Annotated in this window: 22 protein-coding genes; 9 read left to right on the top strand and 13 right to left on the bottom strand. The window is 71.3% G+C overall.

Annotated elements, in window-relative coordinates; all coding sequences use genetic code 11:
• Positions 1–32: 32 nt before the first annotated feature.
• Both AB4Y76_RS09270 and AB4Y76_RS09265 read right to left on the bottom strand, forming a co-directional pair.
• Entirely contained in the window at positions 33–641 is a 609-nt protein-coding gene (locus tag AB4Y76_RS09270) for a mycothiol-dependent nitroreductase Rv2466c family protein (RefSeq protein WP_441924439.1), read from the bottom strand.
• A 63-nt stretch (positions 642–704) separates the two neighbouring features.
• A complete protein-coding gene (locus tag AB4Y76_RS09265; RefSeq protein WP_441924437.1) occupies positions 705–2,294 on the bottom strand; it encodes a CHAP domain-containing protein in 1,590 nt (529 codons plus the stop codon).
• A gap of 144 nt (positions 2,295–2,438) precedes the next feature.
• Here AB4Y76_RS09265 and pepN point away from each other — a divergent pair, with 144 nt between their 5' ends.
• A complete protein-coding gene (gene pepN / locus AB4Y76_RS09260) occupies positions 2,439–5,009 on the top strand; it encodes an aminopeptidase N (RefSeq protein ID WP_441924435.1) in 2,571 nt (856 codons plus the stop codon).
• A 34-nt stretch (positions 5,010–5,043) separates the two neighbouring features.
• Here pepN and AB4Y76_RS09255 read toward each other — a convergent pair whose 3' ends face one another.
• Both AB4Y76_RS09255 and AB4Y76_RS09250 read right to left on the bottom strand, forming a co-directional pair.
• Positions 5,044–5,424, bottom strand: a complete 381-nt coding sequence (locus tag AB4Y76_RS09255) for a DUF5130 family protein (RefSeq protein WP_441924433.1) — start codon at positions 5,422–5,424, stop codon at positions 5,044–5,046.
• On the bottom strand, positions 5,411–5,797 hold the full coding sequence (locus AB4Y76_RS09250) for a hypothetical protein (RefSeq protein ID WP_441924431.1): 387 nt from the start codon (positions 5,795–5,797) through the stop codon (positions 5,411–5,413). Before AB4Y76_RS09250 ends, AB4Y76_RS09255 begins: the two co-directional genes overlap by 14 nt.
• A 74-nt stretch (positions 5,798–5,871) precedes the next feature.
• Here AB4Y76_RS09250 and AB4Y76_RS09245 point away from each other — a divergent pair, with 74 nt between their 5' ends.
• From AB4Y76_RS09245 to AB4Y76_RS09235, 3 genes are all read left to right on the top strand, one after another.
• Positions 5,872–6,870 (top strand): mechanosensitive ion channel family protein, encoded by a 999-nt coding sequence (locus AB4Y76_RS09245; protein WP_441924429.1) that lies wholly within the window; start codon positions 5,872–5,874, stop codon positions 6,868–6,870.
• A gap of 82 nt (positions 6,871–6,952) precedes the next feature.
• A complete protein-coding gene (locus tag AB4Y76_RS09240; RefSeq protein WP_441924427.1) occupies positions 6,953–9,394 on the top strand; it encodes an SCO7613 C-terminal domain-containing membrane protein in 2,442 nt (813 codons plus the stop codon).
• Positions 9,395–9,417: 23 nt separating this feature from the next.
• Positions 9,418–9,810, top strand: coding sequence for a globin (locus tag AB4Y76_RS09235; protein ID WP_441924425.1), 393 nt, complete (start codon positions 9,418–9,420; stop codon positions 9,808–9,810).
• A gap of 14 nt (positions 9,811–9,824) precedes the next feature.
• On the opposite strand, the gene AB4Y76_RS09230 is transcribed toward AB4Y76_RS09235, so the two are convergent.
• On the bottom strand, positions 9,825–10,697 hold the full coding sequence (locus tag AB4Y76_RS09230) for an acyl-CoA thioesterase (protein ID WP_441924423.1): 873 nt from the start codon (positions 10,695–10,697) through the stop codon (positions 9,825–9,827).
• A gap of 104 nt (positions 10,698–10,801) precedes the next feature.
• Here AB4Y76_RS09230 and AB4Y76_RS09225 point away from each other — a divergent pair, with 104 nt between their 5' ends.
• On the top strand, positions 10,802–12,013 hold the full coding sequence (locus AB4Y76_RS09225) for an acetyl-CoA C-acetyltransferase (protein WP_441924421.1): 1,212 nt from the start codon (positions 10,802–10,804) through the stop codon (positions 12,011–12,013).
• Positions 12,014–12,119: 106 nt separating this feature from the next.
• On the opposite strand, the gene AB4Y76_RS09220 is transcribed toward AB4Y76_RS09225, so the two are convergent.
• The gene (locus AB4Y76_RS09220; RefSeq protein ID WP_441924419.1) at positions 12,120–12,659 is read right to left on the bottom strand and encodes a YceI family protein; all 540 of its coding nucleotides are present in this window, start codon (positions 12,657–12,659) and stop codon (positions 12,120–12,122) included.
• A 130-nt stretch (positions 12,660–12,789) separates the two neighbouring features.
• On the opposite strand from AB4Y76_RS09220, the gene AB4Y76_RS09215 reads away from it, so the two are divergent.
• Positions 12,790–13,287 (top strand): MarR family winged helix-turn-helix transcriptional regulator, encoded by a 498-nt coding sequence (locus AB4Y76_RS09215; RefSeq protein WP_441924417.1) that lies wholly within the window; start codon positions 12,790–12,792, stop codon positions 13,285–13,287.
• 85 nt (positions 13,288–13,372) lie between these two features.
• Here the strand turns inward: AB4Y76_RS09215 and ettA are convergent, their stop codons facing one another.
• From ettA to AB4Y76_RS09190, 5 genes are all read right to left on the bottom strand, one after another.
• Positions 13,373–15,055: an energy-dependent translational throttle protein EttA gene (gene ettA, locus AB4Y76_RS09210; protein WP_441924415.1), complete on the bottom strand. Its 1,683-nt coding sequence runs from the start codon at positions 15,053–15,055 to the stop codon at positions 13,373–13,375.
• A 44-nt stretch (positions 15,056–15,099) separates the two neighbouring features.
• The gene (locus AB4Y76_RS09205; protein ID WP_441924413.1) at positions 15,100–15,567 is read right to left on the bottom strand and encodes a single-stranded DNA-binding protein; all 468 of its coding nucleotides are present in this window, start codon (positions 15,565–15,567) and stop codon (positions 15,100–15,102) included.
• A gap of 114 nt (positions 15,568–15,681) precedes the next feature.
• Positions 15,682–17,337, bottom strand: a complete 1,656-nt coding sequence (locus tag AB4Y76_RS09200; protein WP_441924411.1) for a GTPase — start codon at positions 17,335–17,337, stop codon at positions 15,682–15,684.
• 66 nt (positions 17,338–17,403) lie between these two features.
• Complete coding sequence (locus AB4Y76_RS09195; protein ID WP_441924409.1) at positions 17,404–19,134, bottom strand: dynamin family protein; 1,731 nt, start codon at positions 19,132–19,134, stop codon at positions 17,404–17,406.
• The gene (locus AB4Y76_RS09190; protein WP_441924407.1) at positions 19,131–20,264 is read right to left on the bottom strand and encodes a PrsW family intramembrane metalloprotease; all 1,134 of its coding nucleotides are present in this window, start codon (positions 20,262–20,264) and stop codon (positions 19,131–19,133) included. Before AB4Y76_RS09190 ends, AB4Y76_RS09195 begins: the two co-directional genes overlap by 4 nt.
• Before the next feature lie 96 nt (positions 20,265–20,360).
• Between AB4Y76_RS09190 and AB4Y76_RS09185 the strand changes: the two genes are divergently transcribed.
• Positions 20,361–21,779, top strand: a complete 1,419-nt coding sequence (locus AB4Y76_RS09185) for an aminopeptidase P family protein (RefSeq protein WP_441924405.1) — start codon at positions 20,361–20,363, stop codon at positions 21,777–21,779.
• Between the two features lie 10 nt (positions 21,780–21,789).
• Here the strand turns inward: AB4Y76_RS09185 and AB4Y76_RS09180 are convergent, their stop codons facing one another.
• Together AB4Y76_RS09180 and AB4Y76_RS09175 are read right to left on the bottom strand one after the other, a co-directional pair.
• Positions 21,790–22,149 carry a hypothetical protein gene (locus AB4Y76_RS09180; RefSeq protein ID WP_441924403.1) on the bottom strand — a complete coding sequence of 120 codons (360 nt, stop codon included), beginning with the start codon at positions 22,147–22,149 and terminating at the stop codon, positions 21,790–21,792.
• A 94-nt stretch (positions 22,150–22,243) separates the two neighbouring features.
• Complete coding sequence (locus AB4Y76_RS09175) at positions 22,244–22,966, bottom strand: SDR family NAD(P)-dependent oxidoreductase (protein ID WP_441924401.1); 723 nt, start codon at positions 22,964–22,966, stop codon at positions 22,244–22,246.
• 31 nt (positions 22,967–22,997) lie between these two features.
• On the opposite strand from AB4Y76_RS09175, the gene AB4Y76_RS09170 reads away from it, so the two are divergent.
• Both AB4Y76_RS09170 and AB4Y76_RS09165 read left to right on the top strand, forming a co-directional pair.
• Positions 22,998–23,990 carry a hypothetical protein gene (locus tag AB4Y76_RS09170; RefSeq protein ID WP_441924399.1) on the top strand — a complete coding sequence of 331 codons (993 nt, stop codon included), beginning with the start codon at positions 22,998–23,000 and terminating at the stop codon, positions 23,988–23,990.
• A 222-nt stretch (positions 23,991–24,212) separates the two neighbouring features.
• Positions 24,213–24,571 (top strand): hypothetical protein (locus tag AB4Y76_RS09165; protein WP_441924397.1); only part of this gene is annotated, 359 nt, incomplete at its 3' end.

Raw genomic sequence — 24,571 nt, 5'->3', positions numbered from 1 at the left:
GCCGGGCCCGCACCGCGGCGGGTACCGGGGTCTCAGTCGAAGCTGAGGTCGCCGGTGCGGCTGCGCTTGAGCTCGAAGAAGTGCGGGTACGCCGCGAGCGTGACGGCCGCGTCCCAGAGCTTCCCGGCCTCCTCGCCGCGCGGGATCCGGGTGAGCACCGGGCCGAAGAACGCGGTGCCGTTGACCGCGATCGTCGGGGTGCCGACCTCGTCGCCGACCCGGTCCATGCCGGCGTGGTGCGACTTGGCGACGTCCTCGTCGTAAGAGCTGTCGTCCATCGCGTCGGCCAGCTCGGGCTCGAGCCCGACCTCGGCGAGCACCTCCTCGACCAGCGCCCGGTCGATGGCCCGCTTGTCGTGGTGGATGCGGGTGCCGAAGGCGTTGTACATCGGGAACAGGACGTCGTCGCCGTGGCGCTGCGAGGCGGCGATCAGCACCCGGACCGGGCCCCAGGCCGGCGCGAGCAGCTCGCGGTAGCTCTCCGGGATGTCCTTGTCCTGGTTCAGGTACGCCAGGCTCATCACGTGCCACTGGACGTCGATGTCGCGCACCTGCTCGACCTCCAGGATCCAGCGGGAGGTGATCCACGCGAACGGGCAGAGCGGGTCGAACCAGAAATCGGCCGTGCCGGAAGCAGTCATGAAGGGTGAACCGACCGTCCCCGGCGGGTTATTCCGCAGAACCGGACCAAAGTCCGGAACGGCTCACCTGACGACGACCTGCTTGGCCGCGGTGCCCGTCGTCACCAGGTAGGAGCCGAGGTAGTCGACGGCGAAGCCCCGGGTACCGGCGTAGATCCAGGGGGCCGTGAAGGTCACTGTGCCCCGGACGAGCGTGAGCGTCCGCCGGGATCCCGACGGGGTCCGGACGACCACCTGGCCGCGGACGGTGTCCACGCCCAGCGCCTTGACCGACACGGTCAGGCTGCGGTGGCCGCGCGAGACCACCGAGATCCGCGGGAAGGACCGCACCGGGCCGCGCGCGGCGAGCGTCCGGACGACCGTGGTGTAGCCGGGCTTGGCGTAGGTGACCCGGGCCGAGATCCGGGCACCGACGTCGGCGGAGCCGAGCGGGTAGCTGTTCTGCACCTGCCCCGGCACGACCACGCCGTCGCGCATCCACACGTAGCCGGCCGCGACGTCGGCCGGGGTCGACACGCCGGGGTTGACCGTCAGCCGACGGCCGACGAACTCCGAGCCGGTCAGCTGCGGCTCGCGGCCCAGCGTGATCTTCTCGGGGCCGACCTTCGCGGTCGCGGTGGAGACACCGGCACGGTCGAGGTAGCCGGGTCGCCGGGCGGTCGTCGTGACCGTGATCGTCTTGCCGAGGGCGCTCGCCGGCAGCACCAGCGTCGGGGCGGTCGCGCCCGGGATGGCCACACCGTCGGCCGCCCACGAGTACGTGTACGACGCCGGGGCGGGCGCGAAGCTCCCGGTCGACGCCGAGAGCGTCCCGGCGACCTTCGCGATCCCGGTGATCGCCGGCGGCGCCGCGGCGGTGAACGTGCCCGGGTTGGTCGCCTTGGTGAGCGTCGTGGTCGCGGTCCCGGCCTGGTAGCCGGGCGCGCTCGCGGTCACCCGGACCGCGATCTGCTTGCCGAGCACGTCCGCGGTCGGGACGTAGCTGAGGGCGGTCGCGGCGGGGATCGCGGCGCCGTTGGCGAGCCACTGCACCGCCACCGAGGTGGCCTTCACCCACGTGCCGGCGTTGACCTTCATCGTCAGGCCGACCTTCGGGGCGCCCCCGACCAGGCCCGCGGCCCAGGTGGGCGCGGTCGTGGCGGACAGGACCTCGTCGTTGAGGTGGATGAACCCGGTCGGCCAGCCGCCGCCGGCGCGGGTGATCCGGCGCCAGTCGAAGTCGCCGCCGTAGTGGTCCTCGGAGATCACGATCGTGTTCGCGTCGATGATCTGCTGCACGTAGGCCACGTGGTTCGAGCTCCACCAGGCCACCGAGCCGATCGCCGGGGTCTGGCTGACCTTGGAGCTGAAGACCACGCCCCAGTTGCGGGCGTCGCCGCTGCCGGACCAGGGCCGGGTCGCGGACATCCCGCGGCTGACCATCCGGTAGGCGACGTAGTTGGTGCAGTTGTGGCCGGCGTACATCCGCCACCACATCTGCCGGTAGACCGGGGCGTAGCCGAAGCTCGAGTAGCCGGCGTTCGCGCACCCGGTGAACCCGCGGCAGAGGATCGTCGAGCTCGCCTGGGCGCTCGGGACGTGCACGACCACCGAGAACAGGGCGGCCAGGAGCGCCACGAAGAGCGCAGGCAGAGTCGTTCGACGGGTGTGCACACCCGCACGCTAGAGCAACTCCTGTCACTCTGACTACCAGAAGTCACGAACTACAACGGTGCGACACGCCGTTACAACGATGTAGTTTTCCGGCGGCGCCGATGCGCTGAAAACGGACTTCCGCGCGGGTGACATGATCCTCGCATGCCTGGTACCAATCTCACTCGCGAAGAGGCGCAGACCCGCGCCCGGTTGCTCGAAGTCCGCTCCTACACCGTGGAGCTCGACCTCACGACCAGCGACAAGACCTTTGCCTCCACGACGACGATCGACTTCACCTGCACCGAGCCCGGCGCGAGCACTTTCGCCGACCTGGTCGGCGCCGAGATCCACGAGATCACGCTCAACGGCGTCGCGCTCGACCCCGCGACGGCGTACGCGGACAGCCGGATCCAGCTCGACGACCTCCGGGCCGAGAACGTGCTCGTCGTCCGCGCCGACTGCGCCTACAGCCACAGCGGCGAGGGCCTGCACCGCTTCGTCGACCCGGTCGACGACCGCGTCTACCTCTACAGCCAGTTCGAGGTCCCGGACGCCCGCCGCGTCTACACCACCTTCGAGCAGCCCGACCTGAAGAGCGTCTTCACCTTCCACGTCACCGCACCGGAGCACTGGAAGGTCGTCTCCAACGCGCCGACCCCGCAGCCCGAGGCGCTCGGCGCCGGCACGGCCGTCTGGCGATTCCCCACGACCAAGAAGATGTCGACCTACATCACCGCGCTCGTCGCCGGTGAGTACCACGAGGTCCAGGACGTCTACGAGGGCAAGAACGGCACCATCCCGCTCGGTCACTACTGCCGTCAGTCGCTGGTGGAGTTCCTCGACCGCGACGAGCTCGTCAAGCTCACCAAGCAGGGCTTCGAGTTCTTCGAGGAGGCCTTCGACTTCCCGTACCCGTTCGAGAAGTACGACCAGCTCTACGTCCCCGAGTACAACATGGGCGCGATGGAGAACGCCGGCTGCGTGACGCTGCGCGACGAGTACCTCCCCCGCAGCCGCCAGCCGCGCTCGTTCTACGAGTTCCGCTGCAGCGTGATCCTGCACGAGATGGCGCACATGTGGTTCGGCGACCTCGTCACCATGAAGTGGTGGGACGACCTCTGGCTCAACGAGTCCTTCGCCGAGTGGGCCTGCTACCACGCCGAGGTCGAGGCCACCGAGTACACCGACTCCTGGACCGGCTTCGCCAACGCGCGCAAGCAGACCGGCTACCGGCAGGACCAGATGCCGAGCACGCACCCGATCGCCGCGGACAACTACGACCTGCAGGCGGTCGAGGTCAACTTCGACATGATCACCTACGCCAAGGGCGCCTCGGTGCTCAAGCAGCTCGTCGCCTGGGTCGGCCTGGAGCCGTTCCTCGCCGGCCTGCGGCAGTACTTCAAGGACCACGCGTACGCGAACTCGGAGTTCTCCGACCTGCTCGTCGCGCTGGAGAAGGCCTCCGGCCGCGAGCTCGACGGCTGGGCCAAGGAGTGGCTGCAGACCGCGGGCGTCAACACCCTGACGCCGGAATTCACCCTGGACGCCGACGGCAACTACGCCTCCTTCGCGGTCGTGCAGACCGCGGACCCGGCGTGGCCCACGCTGCGCCGGCACCGCATCGCGATCGGCCTGTACGAGGAGTTCGCCGACGAGGACATGCGCGGTCACCTGATGCGCAGCTCCTCGATCGAGATCGACGTCGCCGGTGAGCGCACCGAGGTCCCGGAGCTGGTGGGGACCAAGCAGCCCGAGCTGCTGCTGCTCAACGACGACGACCTGACCTACGCGAAGATCCGGCTCGACGAGCGCTCGCTCGGCACCGCGATCGCCGACCTCTCCCTGTTCGACGACTCGCTCACCCGTGCGCTGCTCTGGGGCGCGGCCTGGGACATGACCCGCGACGCCGAGATGAGCGCCACCGACTTCGTGCACCTGGTGCTCGCCAACATCGGCAACGAGACCGACCCCTGGGGCATCAGCCGGATCCCGGACTACGCGGCCCAGGCGGTGAACTCGTTCTCCGCGCCCGCGACCCGGCCGGCGCTCCAGGCGCAGTGGGAGCAGGGCCTGCGCTCGTTGCTCGCCGATGCCGCCCCCGGCAGCGACCAGCAGCTCACCTTCGCCCGGTCCTTCGCCGGTGCCGCGCGCAGCGAGAGCGCGTTGGCCGACCTCGAGGCGCTGCTCGACGGCGGGCTGACCTTCGACGGACTGGCGGTGGACCAGGACCTGCGCTGGGTGCTGATCACCGCGCTCGCCCGCCGCGGCCGCGTCGGTGACCGGATCGAGAGCGAGCTCGTCTCGGACAGCACGATCTCGGGCCAGGAGCACGCGGCCGCCGCCCGTGCCGCACAGCCGACCGCCGAGGCGAAGGCGGCCGCGTGGGACGCCACCGTGGTGAACGCGGACACGCCGAACGAGACCCACCGCTCGATCGTGCTCGCCTTCCAGGCAGGCGGCCAGGACGAGGTGCTGGAGCCGTACGTGGCCAAGTACCTCGAGGCCGCCGAGAACATGTGGGAGCACCTCGGGACGCACAAGGCCGCCACCGCGCTCGCCGGGCTGTTCCCGCGGCCGCTCGCCTCCGAGGCACTGCTCGCACAGGTCGACGCCTGGCTGGAGACCACCTCGGCCAACCCGGCCGCGACGCGCTACGTCGCCGAGGGACGCGCCGACGTCGCCCGGTACCTCAAGGGCCAGGCGAAGGACGCCGAGGGGATCAGCGCCAGCTGATCGCCTCGGCGGCCGGGACCCGGAACGACCAGGCTCAGGCGTGCAGGGTGACGGGCTTGCGGGCCGCGTCGGCGAGCTGGGCGACGCCGCGGGTGATGCCGCCGAGCAGGTCGCCCTGGGCGAAGGCGGACTGCATCGCGACCGCGGCGAGGCGCACCGAGTCGTCCGAGAGCTCGCGTCGTACGACGGAGCCGGTGACGATCTCGAGCAGCCGCGCGGCCGGGTCGACCATGATCAGGATGCTGCGCGAGGGCGCGATCAGCGACGCGTGCAGGCGCTGGGCGAACGGGCCGCCCTCGCCGTCGGACGCGCCGACGTAGACCGAGAACTCGTAGCGGCACACGGTCTCCGCCGCGCGGATGGCGCGATCGATCTCGTAGCGCTGGTCGTCGGAGAACCCGTCACCACGTGCCACTGGTGCCACCCCGTTCGGCGTCGGCGGCCTCGATCTCGGCCGGCGTGGCCGTCTCGGCTCCCTCGACGCCCTTGCTCGGACCGCCGAACCACTCGGCCTCCGAACGCCAGGACTGACCCGGCTCGTAACCCTTGTCGCTGATCATCGACGGCAGCGACGCGAGCAGCGTGATCACGATGAACAGCGCGGCCGGGATCAGGAAGAGCACGACCAGGAACTGCAGGCCCGAGACGGGCGGGGCGATCGGCCAGGACTCCGGGGTGTCCGCGATCGCAGCTGCAGGCACCAGCACCGAGGCCAGGATCCCGACCGAGAGTGCGGCGACGAGACGCCGGGCGACGGCGCGGGACTTCTGCGGGGCCGGGTGAGTCATCACACGTGCAGGATACTCACGGTGAGCGTGGTCGAGCACCTCGGCAGCCGGGATCCTCGCGTAGCCTCCGTCACATGCTCCCCGCTCCTCCCCTGCTGACCAGCATGCTCGAGATGCCCCCGACCTGCGTCCGCGGCCGCGACGAGAGCTGGACGTGTGCGGTGGTCTACGACTGGACCGACAACGCCGCCCTCGCGCACGCGGCGGCCTGGGTGATCGGCAAGCCGCTGACCATCTTCTGGCTGATCGTCTTCGGCGTCGTCGGCCGCTGGGTTCTGGTCAAGGTGATCGACCGGCTCGTCGACCGCGCGTCCGCCGGGGTGCTCCCGGACCGGCTCGCCCGCGGCCCCTTCGGGGAGTCCTCCGGCGAGAACGCCGTGCACCGCCGGGCGCAGCGCGCGAAGACGATGGGCGGGCTGCTGAAGAGCATCACCACCGGCGTGATCGCGGCCGTGGTGGCGATGATGGTGCTCGCCGAGGTCGGCGTGAACATCGCGCCGCTGATCGCGAGCGCGGGCATCATCGGCGTCGCGCTCGGCTTCGGCGCGCAGAGCCTGGTGAAGGATTTCCTCTCCGGCATCTTCATGATCTTCGAGGACCAGTACGGCGTCGGCGACTCGGTCACCTTCGGGGACGTCTCCGGCACCATCGAGGACGTGAGCCTGCGGGTGACCCGGCTGCGCGACGTCGACGGCACCGTCTGGTACCTCCGCAACGGCGAGATCCTCAAGGTCGGCAACCAGAGCCAGAACTGGTCCCGGACGGTGCTCGACGTGGCGGTCTCCTACAAGGAGGACGTCGTCCGGGTCCGCCGGCTGCTCAAGGAGATCGCGCACGACCTGTGGACCGACGAGAGCTTCCGGGACAAGATCATCGAGGAGCCCGAGGTCTGGGGCGTGCAGTCGCTCGGCCCGGACTCGGTGGTCGTCCGGGTCACCCTCAAGACGCTGCCGCAGAAGCAGTGGCTGGTCGCCCGCGAGATGCGCGAGCGGGTGAAGATCCGCTTCGACGAGGAGGGCATCGCGATGCCGATGCCGCAGCGCACCGTGTGGAACGACCCCAGCCAGTCCTGAGGCGGCCCTGAGTACCCGTACCCACGGGAGACGGGTGCGCGAACCGATACCGCCGCACCGGCCGGGACGCCAGCATGGACCCATGAGCCGCCTCGCCGATCCCAGCATCTGCCCGGACTGCCGTGCCGCCCTCGACGGCACCGGCACCTGCACCGGTTGCGACCTGCGCCTGACCGGACCGCTCGCCGCCGAGCTCTGGCAGACCATGCTGGCCGCCGACGGCCTCGTCGAGAGGTTGCGGGTCCAGGAGCCGGCGCCGGCCGCGGCCCTCCCGAAGGCACCTCCGCTGCCACCCACGCCGCCCCGGGCCCGCACGCTTCCCTCGGCCTCGGTCCCGGTCGTGCTCTTCACCGTGGGCGGCCTCTGCCTGTTCGTCGCCGCGGTCGTCTTCGTCGCGGTGGCGTGGAGCTCGTTCGGGCTCGGCACCCGCGCCGCGATCCTGAGCGCGGTCACGCTCGGCGTCGGCGCGGTCGCGGTCCGGCTGACCCGGCGCGGCCTGCGCGGCGCGGCCGAGACGCTCTGGGCGCTGGTCGCGGCGCTCGTGACCGTCGACCTCACCGCGGCCTACAACGCCGGACTGCTCGGGTACGACGCCCTGGAGTCCCGGCACGCCGCCGCCGTGCTCGGCGGGTCGCTGGTCGCGCTCGGTCTCGGGGTGGCGTCCTGGGGGCGTCGTACGGAGCTCGGCGAGCTGGTCGTCCCGGCGCTGACCACCGCTGCCGGCACCCTGCTGGTCAGCGCCGCCGAGGCCTGGACGGCTTCCTCCCCCGCCCTTCCCACCACGATCTCGGTCGTCGCGCTCGCCGCTCTCACCGGGACCGCCGCGGCGCTCGGCCTGCGCCGGACCACCGTCACCGTCGGCGCCGTCGCCGTCCTCGGCTGGGCGGTCCTGCTGGTGCTCGGCCTCGACCGGCTCGACGGCACCACCCCCGCCACCTGGTACGGCGACCTGCACGGCTGGCCCCTTCTCGCCGCCGCGGCGCTCGCGGGCACAGCGACCGTCATCCCCCGTGTCCCGGACGTCGGCCGGCTGGTCGCCGCCGGCGCGGCCGAGGTCACCCTGGTCCTCTTCGTGCTGGGGCCGGGCTCGAACGCCGACACCGAGCTGCTGGTCGCCGCCGGAGTGGTGACCGCGCTCGCCGCTGCTGCCGTCCTGCTGGCCCGCACCTGGTCATTGCCCGCCACCGTGCTGACCGTCCTGGGGTTCGTCGCCGCCACCGGCTACCTGCTCGCGCGTCCCCTCGGCCTGCTCTCCGACCTGCCCACGACAGCGCCCGCGGACGCGGCGAACCTCGGCTACCGGCTGCCCGAGCTGCTGATCACCGGGCCGTCGTCGTGGACCGCGATCCTCGTCGCCGCCGTGGTGGTCGTCGCGGGCCTGGCCCTCGGCTCGCTCCTCCCCGACCCCGACGCCCGGCTCACCGCACTCCGCACCGCGACCGTGCTCGGACCCGCGGTCCTGGCACTCGGCGTGGTCACGGCCCTGCTCGAGACGGGACCGATCCTCGCGGTCGCCGTCGGCGCCTGGGCGATCGTCCTCGCGGTCCTCGGGCTCGGTGCCGCCACGGTGCGCGGCGCCTGGGCGCCGGCCGCGATCGCCCTGGCGGGCTACCTCGTCGTCGTCGGGCTGCGCCTGGCCGTCCCCTCCCACCTGCTCGCCGCGCTCCTGGCCGCGGCCGTCGCCGCCGGCCTCGCCCTCGCGACCGCACGCACCCGCGGGGCCGTCGAACGGGCGGTCCTCAGCGCCGGCGTCGTCCTCACCGCGGGCTTCGCCGCGACGCACGCCGTCTACCCGCTCGGCGGCCAGGGCGATGCGGCCGGTGTCGCGCTCGCCCTGGTCGCGGCAGTCGCCGGCGTCCTCGCGGCCCGGGTCTGCCGGGGTGCGGCCGAACGGATCACCGTCGAGCTCACCGCACTGGTCACCGGCTTCGCCGCGGCGACCTTCCCGGTCCACGACGCCACGGTCACCGTGGTACTCACCATCGTCGGGACGGCGGTCGCCCTGGTGGCGGTGCTGGAGCGGGACCGCGACCAGATCGCCTGGTTCGGCGCGGCCGTCCTCGGACTCGCGGCGCTCCTGCGGGTCGACGCCGACCTGGCGCTCCCCGAGCTCGCGACCGCACCCGCGGCCGCACTTCTCCTCGTCGCCGGCGTCCGCCGCATGCTCGCCGACACCGAGGTCAGCAGCATCCGGGCACTCGGCAGCGGCCTCACCCTGGCGCTGCTCCCCTCGCTGCTGATCGTCCTCGACGAGCCCGTCTCGGTCCGCGCCGCCCTGCTCGGCTGCGCAGCCGTCGCCGCGCTGGCGGCAGGGATCGGCCGGCACTGGGCGGCGCCCTTCCTGGCCGGCTCCGGCACGCTCGCGGTGCTGGCGGTCCGGCAGCTCGGGCCGGTCGTCGAAGGACTCCCCCGGTGGATCTCGCTGGGCACGGTCGGGGTGGTCCTGCTCGCCGTCGCGGTCACCTGGGAGTCGCGACGCCGCGAGCTGCGCACCGCCGAGCGCTACCTCGCCGCGCTCCGCTGACACCGGGTCGGCACAATGGCGGCATGACCAGCGAACCGGCGGCCACCTTCTACGACGAGATCGGCGGCATGGAGACCGTCTCCGCGATCGTCGCCCGGTTCTACGAGGGCGTGGCCGGCGACGAGCTGCTCCGGCCGATGTACCCGGAAGCAGACCTGGCTCCCGCCGCCGAGCGGTTCACCTTGTTCCTGGCGCAGTACTGGGGCGGGCCGACGACGTACTCCGAGACCCGCGGCCACCCGCGGCTGCGGATGCGGCACGCCCCGTTCCCGGTCACCCCGACGGCGGCCCAGCACTGGCTGCGGCACTTCCGGGCGGCGCTCGACGCGGTCGCGCTGACCCCCGAGCAGGACGCCCAGTTCTGGGACTACGTCACCCACGCGGCGCAGTTCATGGTGAACACGCCCGAGGGCTGAGGCGAACCTCGGGCTCACGCGAGGCCGGACAGCTCCAGCTGCTCGGTCAGCCGGGCCAGGTGGGTCGGCGGGAGCGGAGCCGCCCGCTGCGCGGTGGTGTCGAAGCCGACGGCGACGACCTGGGCGCTCGCGAGCACCTCGTCACCGTCGCGGATCTCGTGGGAGCAGACGAACGACGTGCGGCCGACGTGGCTGATCCAGGAGTGCACCTGGTACGGCGCCAGCCGGAACATGATCGGTCGCCGGTAGTCGACGTCGACGCGGGCGACGACGAACTGGCCGAACTCGTCCCCCTCCTGGTGGACCGACATCATGTAGGCGATCCGGGCTTCCTGGAGGTACTCGATGTACTTGACGTTGTTGACGTGCCGGTAGGCGTCGACGTCGGACCAGCGGACCCGCAGCGGGTAGACGTGCCGCGACGAGCCCGCGGCGGTCAGGCGCTCGCGCCGCTCGGCGGGCTCGGCGTACCGCTCCAGGACGGCGCGTTCCTCGGGCGCGATCCGGCGGGGCAGCTCGGTGGCGAACACGAAGGGCGCCATCTCCGTCGACGCCCGGAGGTAGACGACCCGGTCTTCGGCCCCGTTCTCGTCGAGCACCGTGTCGTACACCTCGTACGCCGCGGTGAAGCGGCTCGCCCGGACCTCGGTGATCCAGGAGTCGACCAGGATCGGGCGCTTGCGGAACTTCAGCGGAGCCGCGAACTCCAGCTCGTGGCGGACCACGACCACGCCCTCGGCGAGCTCCTCCCCTCCCCGGAACTCGGGGTGCGCGGCGAACATGTCGATCCGCGCCTCCTGGAGGTAGTCCACGTAGGTGACGTTGTTGACGTGCTGGAGCAGATCCATGTCGGCCCAGCGCATCGGGAGCTCGGTGGTGTGACGCACGTCCCTGATCCTTCCACCAGAACGGGTTCTACACTGCACGGAGGCAGCCCGGTGGACCCCATCGGCGCGCCACCCTCACCCTGACGAAGATCGGAGAATCCACGATGCCTGAGGCAGTGATCGTTTCCGCGGCCCGCACCCCCATCGGCCGCGCGAACAAGGGGTCCCTCAAGGACTTCCGTGCGGACGACCTCACCGCCTTCATCACCCAGGCCGCGCTGGACAAGATCCCCGGCCTCGACCCGAACGAGGTCAACGACCTCATCCTCGGTTGCGGTCTCCCGGGTGGCGAGGCGGGCAACAACATGGCCCGGATCGTGACCACGCTGATGGGCTACGAGATCCCCGGCACCACGCTGACCCGCTACTGCGCGTCGTCGGTGCAGACCACCCGGTCGGCGTTCCACGCGATCAAGGCCGGCGAGGGCGACGTCTACATCTCCGCCGGCGTCGAGATGGTGTCGCGCTACCAGTTCGGCACGTCGGACCACATCCCGAACACCAAGAACCCGAAGTTCGAGGACGCGCAGAAGCGCACCGAGGAGTACGCGGCCGGCGGCAAGGACTGGCACGACCCGCGCGAGGACGGCCTGCTCCCGGACGTCTACATCGCGATGGGCCAGACCGCGGAGAACGTCGCCCGGATGCGCGGCCTGAAGCGCGAGGAGCTCGACGAGTTCGGCGTGCGCAGCCAGAACCTGGCGGAGAAGGCGATCAACGACGGCTTCTGGGCCCGCGAGATCACCCCGGTCACCCTGGCCGACGGCACCGTCGTCTCCGCCGACGACGGGCCGCGTGCGGGCGTCACCTACGAGGCCGTCTCGCAGCTGCAGCCGGTGTTCCGCCCCGACGGCGTCGTGACGGCCGGCAACTGCTGCCCGCTGAACGACGGCGCCGCCGCGGTCGTGATCATGTCGGACACGAAGGCCAAGGACCTCGGCCTCAAGCCGCTGGCCCGGATCGTCTCCACCGGTGTCTCCGGCCTCTCGCCCGAGATCATGGGCCTCGGCCCGGTCGAGGCGACCAAGCAGGCGCTGAAGCACGCCGGCATGACCATCGGCGACATCGACCTCGCCGAGATCAACGAGGCGTTCGCGGCGCAGGTCGTGCCGTCGTACCAGGACCTGGGCCTGGACCTCGACAAGGTCAACGTCAACGGCGGCGCGATCGCGGTCGGCCACCCGTTCGGCATGACGGGTGCCCGCCTGCAGAACACGATGCTGAACTCGCTGGACTGGCACGACAAGACCACCGGCCTCATCACCATGTGCGTCGGCGGCGGCCAGGGCATGGCGCTCATCCTCGAGCGCATCTGACGGTTTCGAGACGGGCGCCGAGCGCCCTCCTCGACCAGCGCAGGACGACGAAGGCCCCGGACCGTGAGGTCCGGGGCCTTCGTGCTGCCGAAGCGGTTCGGCGGGATCAGGCCTGGTCGAGCACGGCCTGGATGCTCAGGGTGATGTTCACCTTGCTGCCGACGAGGAGCTTGCCGCCGTCGAGCGGGATGTCGAAGTCGACGCCGAAGTCCTTGCGGTCGATCACGGTCTCGGCCTCGAAGCCGATCCGGGTGTTGCCGTAGGCGTCGTTCTCGATGCCGAGGAACTCGACGTCGAGCTCGACCTCACGGGTGATGCCCTTGATGGTCAGGTTGCCCTTGGCGGTGCTGCCGTCGAAGCCGGTCGAGACGAAGGTCATCGGGCCGCTGTTCTCGACGTCGAAGAAGTCGCTCGAGCGCAGGTGGCCGTCACGCTGGGCGTCGCGGGTGTTGACCGAGTTGAGGTCGATGGTGGCCTCGGTGGTGGTCGCATCCAGCGTCTCGCCGGTCGTGACCTTGCCCTCGAACTTCTCGAACTGACCGCGGACCTTGGTCATCAGGTGGCGGACCGTGAAGCCGACCTCGGAGTGGCTCGGGTCGATGGTCCAGGTGCCGGTGACGATGCCGGTGGGGGCGGTGGTGGTCATGTGTCTGCCTCTTCCTCGGGGTTTTAGTTGAACTCTCAACTTGTTAGGAACTCTAGCAAGCCTTTGTAGAAATTTCAACTAACACTGTCGATCGGCTATTCCCGGACGCGCTCCCCCTACACTCCGGAAGATGAGCACAGCGAAGACGCGGTGGCTGGACCCGGGCCAGCAGGCCGACTGGAGGGCCTACATCGTCGGTACGACGCTGCTGATGGACACGCTCGACCGCGAGCTCCGTCAGGCCCACGGCATCTCCCTGGGCGAGTACGAGATCCTGGTGCGGCTCTCGGAGTCTCCGGACCGCACCCTGCGGATGGCACAGATCGCGGAGTCGATGCAGCACTCCCGCAGCCGCGTCACCCACACCGTGAGCCGGATGGAGAAGGTCGGCCTCGTCGAGCGGACAGCCTCGCCCGACGACAAGCGCGGTGTCGACGCCACCATGACCCAGGCCGGCTGGGACCTGCTCGTCGAGGCCGCGCACACCCACGTGACAGGCGTGCGCGAGCACTTCGTCGACCTCGCCTCCGCGACGGACTTCGCCGCCCTCGGCCGGGTGATGAACGCGGTCAGCGACCAGCTGGTCGCCGAGAACCCCGCCTTCGAGGACATCCGCCCGGGGCACTGAGCGCGCTGCGCGGCCCTGCCTCGGTCACGCCGTCTCGACAGGCTCGACGAGCAGGCTCACGCGCGACTGAGCGCGCTGCGCGCGCTCAGTCGCGCGTGAGCCGCCGGTGCGTGACCCGGTGCGGTCGCGCCGCCTCGACGCCGAGGCGCTCGATCTTGTTCTCCTCGTACGACGCGAAGTTGCCCTCGAACCAGAACCAGTGGCCCTCGTTCTCCTCGGTGCCCTCCCAGGCCAGGATGTGCGTGGCGATGCGGTCCAGGAACCACCGGTCGTGCGAGGTGACCACCGCGCAGCCCGGGTAGTCGAGCAGCGCGTCCTCGAGCGACGACAGCGTCTCCACGTCGAGGTCGTTGGTCGGCTCGTCGAGGAGCAGCAGGTTGCCGCCCTGCTTGAGCGTCAGGGCCAGGTTGAGGCGGTTGCGCTCACCGCCGGAGAGGACTCCGGCCTTCTTCTGCTGGTCGGGTCCCTTGAAGCCGAACGAGGCCACGTAGGCGCGCGAGTTCATCTCGAAGTTCGCGACCTTGATGAAGTCCAGGCCGTCGGAGACGACCTCCCAGACGTTCTTGTTCGGGTCGATGCCGCCGCGGCTCTGGTCGACGTAGGAGATCTTGACCGTCTGGCCGACGTTCAGCGAGCCCGAGTCCGGGGTCTCGTTGCCGGTGATCATCCGGAAGAGCGTCGTCTTGCCGACGCCGTTCGGACCGACGATGCCGACGATGCCGGCGCGCGGCAGCGTGAACGAGATGTCGTTCCACAGCGTCCGGTCCTCGAAGCCCTTGGTCAGGTCGTGTGCCTCGAGCACGACGTCACCCAGCCGCGGACCCGGCGGGATGTTGATCTCGGCGGTGTCGATCTTGCGGGCCTTGTCGGCTTCGGCCGCGAGCTCCTCGTACCGGGCCAGACGGGACTTGCTCTTGGTCTGGCGGGCCTTGGCGTTGGAGCGGACCCACTCCAGCTCCTTCTCGAGCATCTTGGCGCGCTTGGCGTCCTTCTGACCCTCGATCTTGAGCCGGTCCTTCTTGGTCTCCAGGTAGGTGGAGTAGTTGCCCTCGTAGGGGTGCGTCTTGCCGCGGTCGAGCTCGAGGATCCACTCGGCGACGTTGTCCAGGAAGTACCGGTCGTGGGTGATCGCGAGGACGGCGCCCGGGTAGGTCTTCAGGTGGCCCTCGAGCCACTGGACCGACTCGGCGTCGAGGTGGTTGGTGGGCTCGTCGAGCAGCAGCAGGTCTGGCTGCTGGAGCAGCAGCTTGCACAGCGCGACCCGGCGGCGCTCACCACCGGAGAGGTTGTCGACGATCGCCTCCGGCGGCGGGCAGCGCAGCGCGTCCATCGCCTGGTCGAGCCGGCTGTCCAGGTCCCAGGCGTTGGTGTGGTCCAGGTCCGTCTGCAGGTCGCCCATCTCGGCGAGCAGGGTGTCGAAGTCCGCGTCCGGGTTCGCCATCTCCTCGGAGATCTCGTTGTACCGGTCGAGCTTGCCCTTGATCTCGCCGACGGCCTCCTGGACGTTCTCCAGGACCGTCTTGCCCTCGGTCAGGGGCGGCTCCTGCTGGAGCATGCCGACGGTCGCCCCGGGGTCGAGGATCGCGTCGCCGTTGTTGGCCTTCTCCAGGCCGGCCATGATCTTCAGCAGGGTCGACTTGCCGGTGCCGTTCGGGCCGACGACGCCGATCTTGGCGCCGTGCAGGAACGACAACGTGACGTTGTCGAGCACGACCTTGTCGCCGTGAGCCTTGCGGACGTTGCGCAACGTGTAGACGTACTCACCCATGGTGCCGAAGCCTACGGGCCGCAGGCCCGGACCGCGGAATCGGGTCAGGCCGCAGGTGCGACCTGCTGGCCGTCGTCGTCCAGCCGCGGGCCGACCGGGTCGTAGGAGTGGATGACCTCCTTGAGGGCCTCGGCCTCCCCGGGATCGGACGCGGCGGTCCGCTGCGCCTTGGTGAAGAAGCTGGTGCCCTTGGTCAGGTCGTGGCCGACGAAGGTCGCGTCGACGATCCACGCCACCGACGGCGGCATCCCCTCGCGCTCCCACACGTCGACCTTCACGCGGCCGTGCACGACCACCGCGTCACCCCGGCGGACCGACTCGGCGACGTTGCGCGCCATCGACCGCCAGCAGTTCACCGTGAACCACGACGTGTCGCCGTTGACCCACACGCCTCCGCGCTGGAACCGCGGCGTGCAGCCCACCCGGAACGACGCGCACGTGGTGTCCCCGACCTCGCGCACGTCGACGTCGTTGCCCACCCAGCCCTGCAACGTGATGTACGACTCGTTCATCTCACTCCTCCTGGTCCGTTGGTCAGGACAGCAGGATGTGCGGGCCGGCGGCGCCTCCGCAGCAGCGGACGACAGCCCTGTGGACGAGTCCGTCCCAGGGCGGCCTGGGGACGGTCAGCCGCGCGCGGTGCGCAGGCCGTCGGCGGTCGTCCGGTAGGCGTCGAGCACCCGGCTCAGCGGGGCGAGCACCAGCTCGTCGGTGACCTCGTCGATCGCGCCGTGCAGGCGCTGCTCGGCCTTCCGGGCCCGGCGCTTCGCGCTGCGACGCACCAGCAGACGGCACACCAGCGCGAGCAGCAGCCCGAGCCCGATCCCACCGACCAGCAGGATCGTGGGCAGCGCGACGCCGGCGTACTCCGGGCTGGAGATGTCCGGGAGACGGAGGAAGTCGCCGAGCGCCAGGGCGAGGAGCCACAGCCCGCCGACCAGGGCGGCGAGCAGCAGCAGCCACTGCAGCCCGCGGACCGCACGCGTCCAGAGCGGCACCTTCGCGACCCCGAGGTCGGTCGCCGCGACGGCCTGGTCGAGACGGACCTCCAGCTCGGGCAGCCGCGCGATCGAGGCACGGCGCAGCGACATCGACCACGGCCGCGTCAGGTGCTCGGCCAGCTGGTCGGAGAGGCCGCGCACCGCCGAGTCGACCCGGGCGATCTGGACCTGGTGCGCGTCCGGGAGCGCGGTCCGCGCCTTCGCGACCACGTCGCGCCCGGTCTCGCGCACGTCCAGGTCGAGACGGCGCAGCGGGTCCGGCCGGAACCGGGAGAGCCAGGAGGTGACCGGCCACCCGGTCGCCCGCTTGGTGCGCACCAGCGCCGCCTTCTCGACCGCGGCCACGACGACCGGGACGCCCGCGGCGTCGGCCACCGCCTCGCGCAGCTCCTGCTGGTCGGCGTCGGTCAGCTGCGGCGCCTTCTCCAGCCCGCTGTACGCGGCGATCGCGTCGGCCGCCTCGGTGATGTTCGTGGAGATCCGCGCCCGCGTCGCCGCCTTGTCCGCGACCCGCGACACGATCGTGCGGCGCAGCTCGTCGACGCCGATGCCCTCCCGGGCCGAGATCGGGATCAGCGTGACGCCCTCGAGCCCGTCGAGGTCCAGCAGCCGGCGCAGGTCCGCGACCATCCCGGCGCGACGGTCCTCGGCCACCTCGTCGATGTGGTTGAGGACGATGAGCATGTAGTCCTTGTGCGACGCGAGCGGCTTGAGGTACCGGTCGTGGACGGCCGCGTCGGCGTACTTCTGCGGGTCCAGGACCCAGACCAGCAGGTCGGCGAGCTTCACCAGCCGGTCCACCTCGAGGTGGTGCGCGACCTCCGTCGAGTCGTGGTCCGGCAGGTCCAGCAGGACCAGGCCCTCCAGGTCCTTCTTCTCCCGCCCGGTGTCGAGCATCGAGTCCCGGACCACCTGGTGCCGCGGCGGGATGCCCAGCCAGTCGAGCAGCTCCTCGGCACCGGTCGAGCCCCAGGTGCAGGCGGTCGCCCACGACGTCGTCGGGCGCCGTACGCCGACCGAGGCCAGGTCGAGCCCGGCGAGCGCGTTGAACGTGGAGGACTTGCCGGAGCCGGTGGCACCGCCCAGCGCGACCACGGTGTGGTCGGCGGAGAGCCGGAGGCGCTCGCCGGCCTTGGTGACGACCTGCTCGGCCTGGTCCAGCACGGCGTCGTCGAGGTGTCCTCGTGCCGCCGTCACCGCCGACCCCAGCGCCAGGACGCGGTCGGAGATGTCGGACCCGCGGGTGACCAACTTCTTGGCACCCTCGATCAAGGACGTCATGGCTCCCTCAAACAGACGCAGTGGACTAGGGCCGGGTACGACCCGGCAGGGTTCAGCGTACCGATCTCAGCCGGTGTGGCCGGCGAAGCGGAGATCGTCGATCCGGCGGGCGCCGGCGCGGAGCTCCTCCTCGGCCGTGTCCGAGATCCCGAGCGCATCGACCAGGTCGGTGAAGCGTCTTACCTCGCCGTCGAGCAGCGACTCCATCCGCCGGTTCAGGTCGGACCGGGCCTCGGCCGCGAGCCGGCGTACGGCCTGGTCGCCGAAGACCGCCTCGAGCAGCTTCTGACCGAGCACGGCGGAGCCGCCGGCGATGCCGACCTCGGCGCCGGTGACGCCACCGGTGGAGGCGAACACGACGATCATCAGGGCGACGGCGAGGCCGTTGACGCCGAAGGCCAGGTAGCGGGCGGTGGACCGCTTGTCGGCCCCCTCGGTGCGGACCATCTCGACGACCGCGGCCTGCCACTCGCGCACGGCGCGCTCGGCCTGGAAGCGGAAGTCGCGGGAGGCGCGCGAGAGGTCGACGTCGTGGCCGTCGAGCAGCTGCCGTCCGGCCGCGAGCGCCCGCCAGGCGGCGTCGGCGCGCTCGGCCGCCGCCTCCGCGTGCTCGAGCACCAGCGTCTGCAGCCCGGACTCGACGGCGACCGTGACCTTGGTGGCCTGCTGCGGCTGGCCCTTCACCGCGTTGGAGACGCGGTCCCGCAGCCAGCTGACCTTGGACTCCAGCGACTGCAGCAGCTCGCCGGTCCCGACGAACTCCTGCCAGCGGGAGAGCACTTCGCCGCGCAGCAGCGAGCCGTCCGCGGACGCGCGGTCGATCTCGTCGATCGCCGCGGCGTAGGCCAGCGAGGCGTCCTGCCGGAGCCGGGCACCGATGTCGACCTGGTCGTGGCACGCGTCCGCGATCGACGAGGTCCGCGTCGACAACGTCCGAATCACGCCCTCGAGCGTCTGGCGCACGACGGAGTCGCGCGCGGTCGAGTCGGCGGCCAGGGAGCTGAGCCAGCCGCGGATCTCGCGGACCGACCGCGACGGGAGCAGGCCCTGATCGTCGACCTGGCCCTCGGGCACGATGAAGAGCGGGGAGTCGCGCAGGCCGCGCGCGGTGAGCATCCGAGCCAGGTGGCCGCTGACCTCGGCGATCGCCTCCGGCTGGGTCCGGTCGAGCACGATCGCGACGGAGGCGCTCCGAGCCGCCGCCTGCTTGAGGAACTCCCACGGGACCTGGTCGGCGTACCGGGCGGCCGAGGTCACGAAGAGCCAGAGGTCCGCGGCGCCGAGCAGCTGGGCGGCCAGGACGCGGTTCTGCTCCTCGACCGAGTCGATGTCGGGGGCGTCCAGGACCGCGAGCCCGCGCGGGATCGCCTCGGAGGAGACCAGCTGGAGGGCGCCGGTGTGGTTCGCGGCGCTCGTGGTGCGCTCCAGGTCCGGCAGGATCCGGGCCTTGTCGAACCAGTCGGCGTCGGCCGGGTTGTGCACCAGGACGGGCGAGCGCGTGGTCGGCCGGAGCACCCCCGGCTCGGTGACCCGCTCCCCCACCAGGGAGTTGACCAGGGTGGACTTGCCGGCGCCGGTCGAGCCGCCGACGACGGTGAGCAGCGGTGCGTCGATCTGGATCAGCCGCGGCAGCACGTAGTCCTCGAGCTGGTCGATCAGCTCGAGGCGGTCCTTGCGGGCGGACTCGACGTCCGGGATCTCCAGCGGCAGGTTCGCGTCCTGGAGCGCTTCGCGCACCCGGACCAGGGTGGTCACCAGCCGGGCCGCGTTCTGCCCGCTCAGTGCCGACTCGCTCATCGGACCGCCTCCGCCATCGACGGGGTGCTGCTGCCGGGCCAGATCAGGCGCGGGCGAAGCTCGATCATGCGACGCACGTGCGCCTCTCCTAGTTCTTGGTAGCCGGCCGGCGCGGTGCCGCGCAGGTAGCGGTGGTGCAGGAAGCCGAGCTCGATCGCCTCGCCCTGGTAGGCGCGCATCGCCTCCAGGGCGCCCGGACCGCCGGCCTCGCGCGCGTGCCGGCGGCAGGCCCGGCGTGCAGGGATCCGGCTGAGCCACGGCACCTCGGCCGGCTCCAGGAACCCGCGCCGGGCGCAGTCGGTGAGCGAGGTCGCGAGCAGCACGCCCTCGCGGCGGCGCGACCAGACCGCGAAGGCCACGAACGCCAGGAACGCCGGGACCATCAGCAGCAGGTAGACGCCGAGCGCGCCGTCCCCGCCGTTCAGCAGCATCGAGGCGTTCCAGAGCGCGTGCGCGCCGACGGCGACCAGGTAGCCGAGCACCGGGGCGACCACCCGGACGACGCGGGACCGGCTGCCGACGGCGACGCCGATCCCGATGCCGAAGAACGCGGTGAAGAACGGGTGCGCGAACGGGCTGAACACACCGCGGACGACGAACAGGAAGACGGCGCCCTCGATGCCGCCGACGTGGTCGTCGGTCCCGATGTAGGCCTGGCTCAGGTACAGGATGTTCTCGGTGAAGGCGAAGCCGATGCCGACCATGCCTGCGTACACGATGCCGTCCAGGATGCCGTCGAGCTCGGCACGCCGGTAGACCAGCAGCAGCAGGATGAACAAGCCCTTGACCGCTTCCTCGGTCAGCGGCGCGACCAGGACCGACTGCACCGCCTCGCTGGAGCCGAGCGCGAAGGCGTCGAACGCCTGCAGGAAGAGCGCGGCGCTGGTGGCCACGAAAGCACCCCAGCCGAGCCCGAGCAGCAGCAGCTGCTTCGGTTCGGGCTCGTAGCGGTCCAGCCACAGGTAGACGGCGATCAGCGCCGCCGCCGGGATCGCTGCCAGCACGACGCCGAAGGCGATCGCCTGCGGGGCGCCGGCGAGGAAGAGCACCATCGCCATCACGGCGGCGCCGGCGAGCATGACGATGCCCACCCAGGTGGTGAAGGCGACGTCGGACCGGCGGCGATGCATGGGGGAAGCCTAGTGGGCGGGCGCGGGAAGAACGGCCCCGGACCGGCGCCGAAAGTGGGGCGAAGCGTCCTGATATGTCGTCGTACAGTGGGCGGCATGCAGGAGAAGAACGAGTCCGAGACCCAGCCCCGCACCGAGAGCCACGACCAGCCGGTGCCCGAGAAGTACGCGACGTTCATGCGCACCGGGTGGGGCGACCGCGAGCTCGACCTGCCCGCGCACCCGGTGACCCCGTGGGCGGCCGCGCGCCGGGCACGCCTGGCCGAGCTGTTCCCGGGCGAGCGCCTGGTGGTCCCGTCGGGCGGCTTCAAGGTCCGCGCCAACGACACCGACTACCGGTTCCGCTCCGACACCGCGCACACCCACCTGACCGGCAACCAGACCTCCGACGCCGTGCTGGTCATCGAGGGCGGCGAGGCCACCCTGTACGCGCGGCCGCGGGCGTCGCGGGAGACCGACGAGTTCTTCCGCGACCGCCGGTACGGCGAGCTCTGGGCCGGGCGCCGGCCCTCCCTCGGCGAGATCTCCGACTCCCTCGGCATCGCCACCCGGCACATCGACGACCTGCCCGGCGTGCTCGAGGGCACCGCGAAGACGCGGGTCCTGCGCGGCGTCGACGCGCAGGTCGACAAGCTCGTCGGCAGCGACCCGGCCCGGGACGACGACTTCGCCCGGGTGCTCTCCGAGCTCCGGCTGGTCAAGGACGAGTGGGAGGTCGGCGAGCTCCAGCAGGCCTGCGACATCACCACGCTCGGCTTCGAGGACAGCGTCCGCGAGTGGGACCGGGTCCTGCAGTTCGGCGAGCGCTGGATCGAGGGCACCTTCTTCCGCCGGGCCCGGGCGATGGGCAACGACATCGGCTACGACTCGATCGTCGGCGGAGGCCGGCACGCGACGACGCTGCACTGGATCGACAACTCCGGGCCGATCACGCCGGGCGAGCTGGTGCTGCTGGACATGGGCGCCGAGGCGTCGTCGCTCTACACCGCCGACGTCACCCGGACCATCCCGGTCGACGGCCGCTGGACCGGGATCCAGCGCGAGCTCTACCAGGTGGTGCTCGAGGCGCAGCAGGCCGGCATCGACGCGATCCGCCCGGGCGTGCACTTCAAGGACCCGCACCACGCGGCGATGGACGTGATCGTGCACGCGCTGGAGTCGATGAAGCTGCTCCCCTGCTCGGCGGAGGAGGCACTCGCGCCGGACAGCCGGGTCTACGCCCGCTGGACGCTGCACAGCACCAGCCACATGCTCGGCATGGACGTGCACGACTGCGCGGTCGCGGCGCCCGGGACCTACGCCGAGGGCACCCTCGCCGAGGGCATGGTGCTGACCGTCGAGCCCGGTCTGTACTTCCAGGAGGACGACCTGCTGGTTCCCGAGGAGCTGCGCGGCGTCGGGATCCGGATCGAGGACGACATCGTCGTCACCGCGTCCGGGTCGCGGAACCTCTCCGAGGCGCTGCCTCGCGACCCGGACGCGATCGAGGAGTGGATGGCCGCGCTGCGCGGCTGATCCGGCCCGTTCAGCTGGTGGTGGCCCCGGGTACGTCCTCGCCGCTCGGGGCCTGACCGCTGAAGCCCTGCCCGTCCTGGTCCCCACCTGGGGAGCCACCCCGGAAGTCGCCCCGGAAGTCACCCTGGCCGTCCCCCGGCGGACCGCCGGGGCCGGCGAAGCGCCCGTGGCCGCCGCCGTCGTCCACGCCCGCGCTGCCGACGGCGTACCCGACGGCGCCGCCGCCGAGGAAGACGCCGCAGATCACGCCCGCGGCGATCAGCCGGCTCCGGGTGAGCCAGGACGGCCGGGCGGCCTGGGGCTGGACCTGGGGCTGGATCTCGGGCTGCGCCGGCGGCAGCGGTGGCGTGTGCTCGTTGTTCTCGGTCACTGGGTTCCTCCCGTTCGTGGTCGGAACCGAGCCTGCGCCGCCAGCCTCGGCCGCCGGTGTGCGACGGCTGTGGTCCGGCTGTGCGTCCGAACGGCTACCAGATGACGCCGCGGTCGACGACGAGGTTCGCGCCGGTGATCGAGCGGGCGGCGTCCGAGGCGAGGAAGAGGATCGACTCGGCCACGTCGGAGGGCGGCATGAAGCCCGGGATCACGCTCTGGCTCTTGGCGATGAGGTTCCAGTCGACGTCGGCGGGCAGGCTGTGCGCCGCGCCCTCGATCATCGGGGTGTCGATGCCGCCCGGGGAGACGCAGTTGACCCGGATGCCGCGGCCGGCGAGCTCGACCGCGAGCGCCCGCATCGCCAGCAGCACGCCGGCCTTGCTGGCGCAGTAGGCGGCGTTGTAGGGCTGGCCCATCAGGGCGGAGATCGACGCGACGGTGACGACGTTGCCGCCGGACTCGGCCAGAGCCCCGGCGAAGCCCTTCGTGAGCAGCACCGGCCCGACGACGTTGACGTCGAGGTGGCGGCGGAGCAGGTCGGCGTCGAGGTCCTCGAGCTTGGCGAAGGTCTGCACGCCGGCGACGTTGCAGAGCACGTCGAGACCGCCCAGCTCGGCACTCACCTGCGCCACCACCGCCGCGATCGACGCGGGGTCGGAGAGGTCGCCCTGGATCACGCCGTCGGACGGGACGACGTCCATGCCGAGCACCGTCGCGCCCTCGGCGCGGAAGAGCTCGCAGACCTGGCCCCCGACACCGCCGGAGGCTCCGGTGACGAGGACACGGCGGCCGGCGAAGCGCTGATCACGAGTCATGGGGCCGATGATGTCGTACCGTGCTGGGGCCATGGCCACGAATCCGCAGACCCGTCGTACCGCGGCCGAGAACTGGTTCGACAGCCGCGGCCTGCCGTACTTCGTCGACAGCACCCGTGCGACGGTCCGCACCCGGCTGGGGCACCGTCGCCTCGTCGTCCTCGGCGGGGTCGCTGCCGTGTTCGCCGCGGTCGCGGGCGGAGCGACGGCGTACTGGAACGACGACCTGAGCGTGGCCGTGCTCGCGGCGATGCTGGCCTCGGTGGTCCCGCTGGTCGCCTACGCGCTGCGGGCCCTGTACGCCGGTCCGGTCGCCCGCTGGGCCGTCGGTCGCACCTTCTCCTCGCTCGGCCTGCTGCTCCCGCTGGTGACCCGGGCGCTCCCGCTGCTGCTGCTCTTCGTCACCTTCCTGTTCATCAACACCGAGGTGTGGCAGGTCGCCTCCTCGCTCGACGACGGCGTGCTCTGGGTCGCGGTGCTGCTGTTCGCCCTGGTGGCGGTGGCGTTCCTGCTGGTCCGCCTGCCCGAGGAGCTGGACCGGGTCGACGACGGGATGACCGGCGAGGGCCTGATCGCCGCCTGCGCGGGCACCCCGCTGGCCGAGGACGCGGTCGAGTGCGCGGCGCGGTACGACGACGCCGTCCTGATCGCGCGTGCCCAGGTCTCGGGACTCGCGAAGGCGAACCTCGTGCTGGTGCTGCTGATCTCCCAGGCCCTGCAGGTGCTCCTGCTCAGCGTGGCGATGTTCCTGTTCTTCGTGGTCTTCGGCTGCGTCGCGATCAACGCCGAGGTGGTCACGGCCTGGCTCGGCACTCCCCCGCACCCGTTCCTCGACGCCGTCCCCGCGCTGACCCACGAGCTGGTCCGGGTCTCCACCTTCCTGGCGGCGTTCTCCGGCCTCTACTTCACCGTGTACGCCGTGAGCGACGAGACCTACCGGACCCAGTTCTTCGGGTCGCTGATGAAGCAGCTGCACAGGTCGGTCGGGGTCCGGACCGTCTACCGCTGCCTCGCTGACGGCTGAGCCGGCCGGCTCGGCGTTTCCCGGCACACGTTTCCCCGGGCGATCCGCCTCGCCGTCTCATGTCCTAAATGTCCGATTTGACCTGTTATAAACCTTTATGTACTGTTCCAGCCATAAGTCCTGATTCGGCAGGCACGGTCCCGTCGGCACTTGGCGGGACCCAAGCAGGAACCGCACCACACCCCATTCCCCGGACGCGGTTCCAAAACCTTGAGGAGTCCCATGCGCCGCTCTGTCGCATTCGCCCTGGCCGCCACCACCGTCGGTGCCGCTGCCCTCGTCCCCGCCCTGGCCACCTCGGCCACCGCCGCCACCACCGCCACCCCGACGAACTCGGCCTACAGCGCCGCGGTTCTGAAGGACAGCCCGTCGGCATTCCTGCAGGGTCTCAACGACGTGACCGGCAACACCACCAACGGCACCGTGGTCGGCGGCTCGACCGCGACCAAGCTGCCCAACGGCGACCCGGCGCTGGCCTTCAACGGCAACGGCCAGTACGCCCAGTTCTCCGACAACAAGGCCTTCGAGGTCGACAACACCGGCGTGCTGACCGCGGAGTACTGGATGCGTCCCGACGCCCT

The sequence above is a fragment of the Marmoricola sp. RAF53 genome (assembly GCF_052114005.1).
In the GTDB taxonomy this organism is placed as follows: Bacteria; Actinomycetota; Actinomycetes; order Propionibacteriales; family Nocardioidaceae; genus Marmoricola.
Note: the sequence above shows the minus strand (reverse complement) of the source record. Positions and strands in the feature narration are given on the sequence as shown.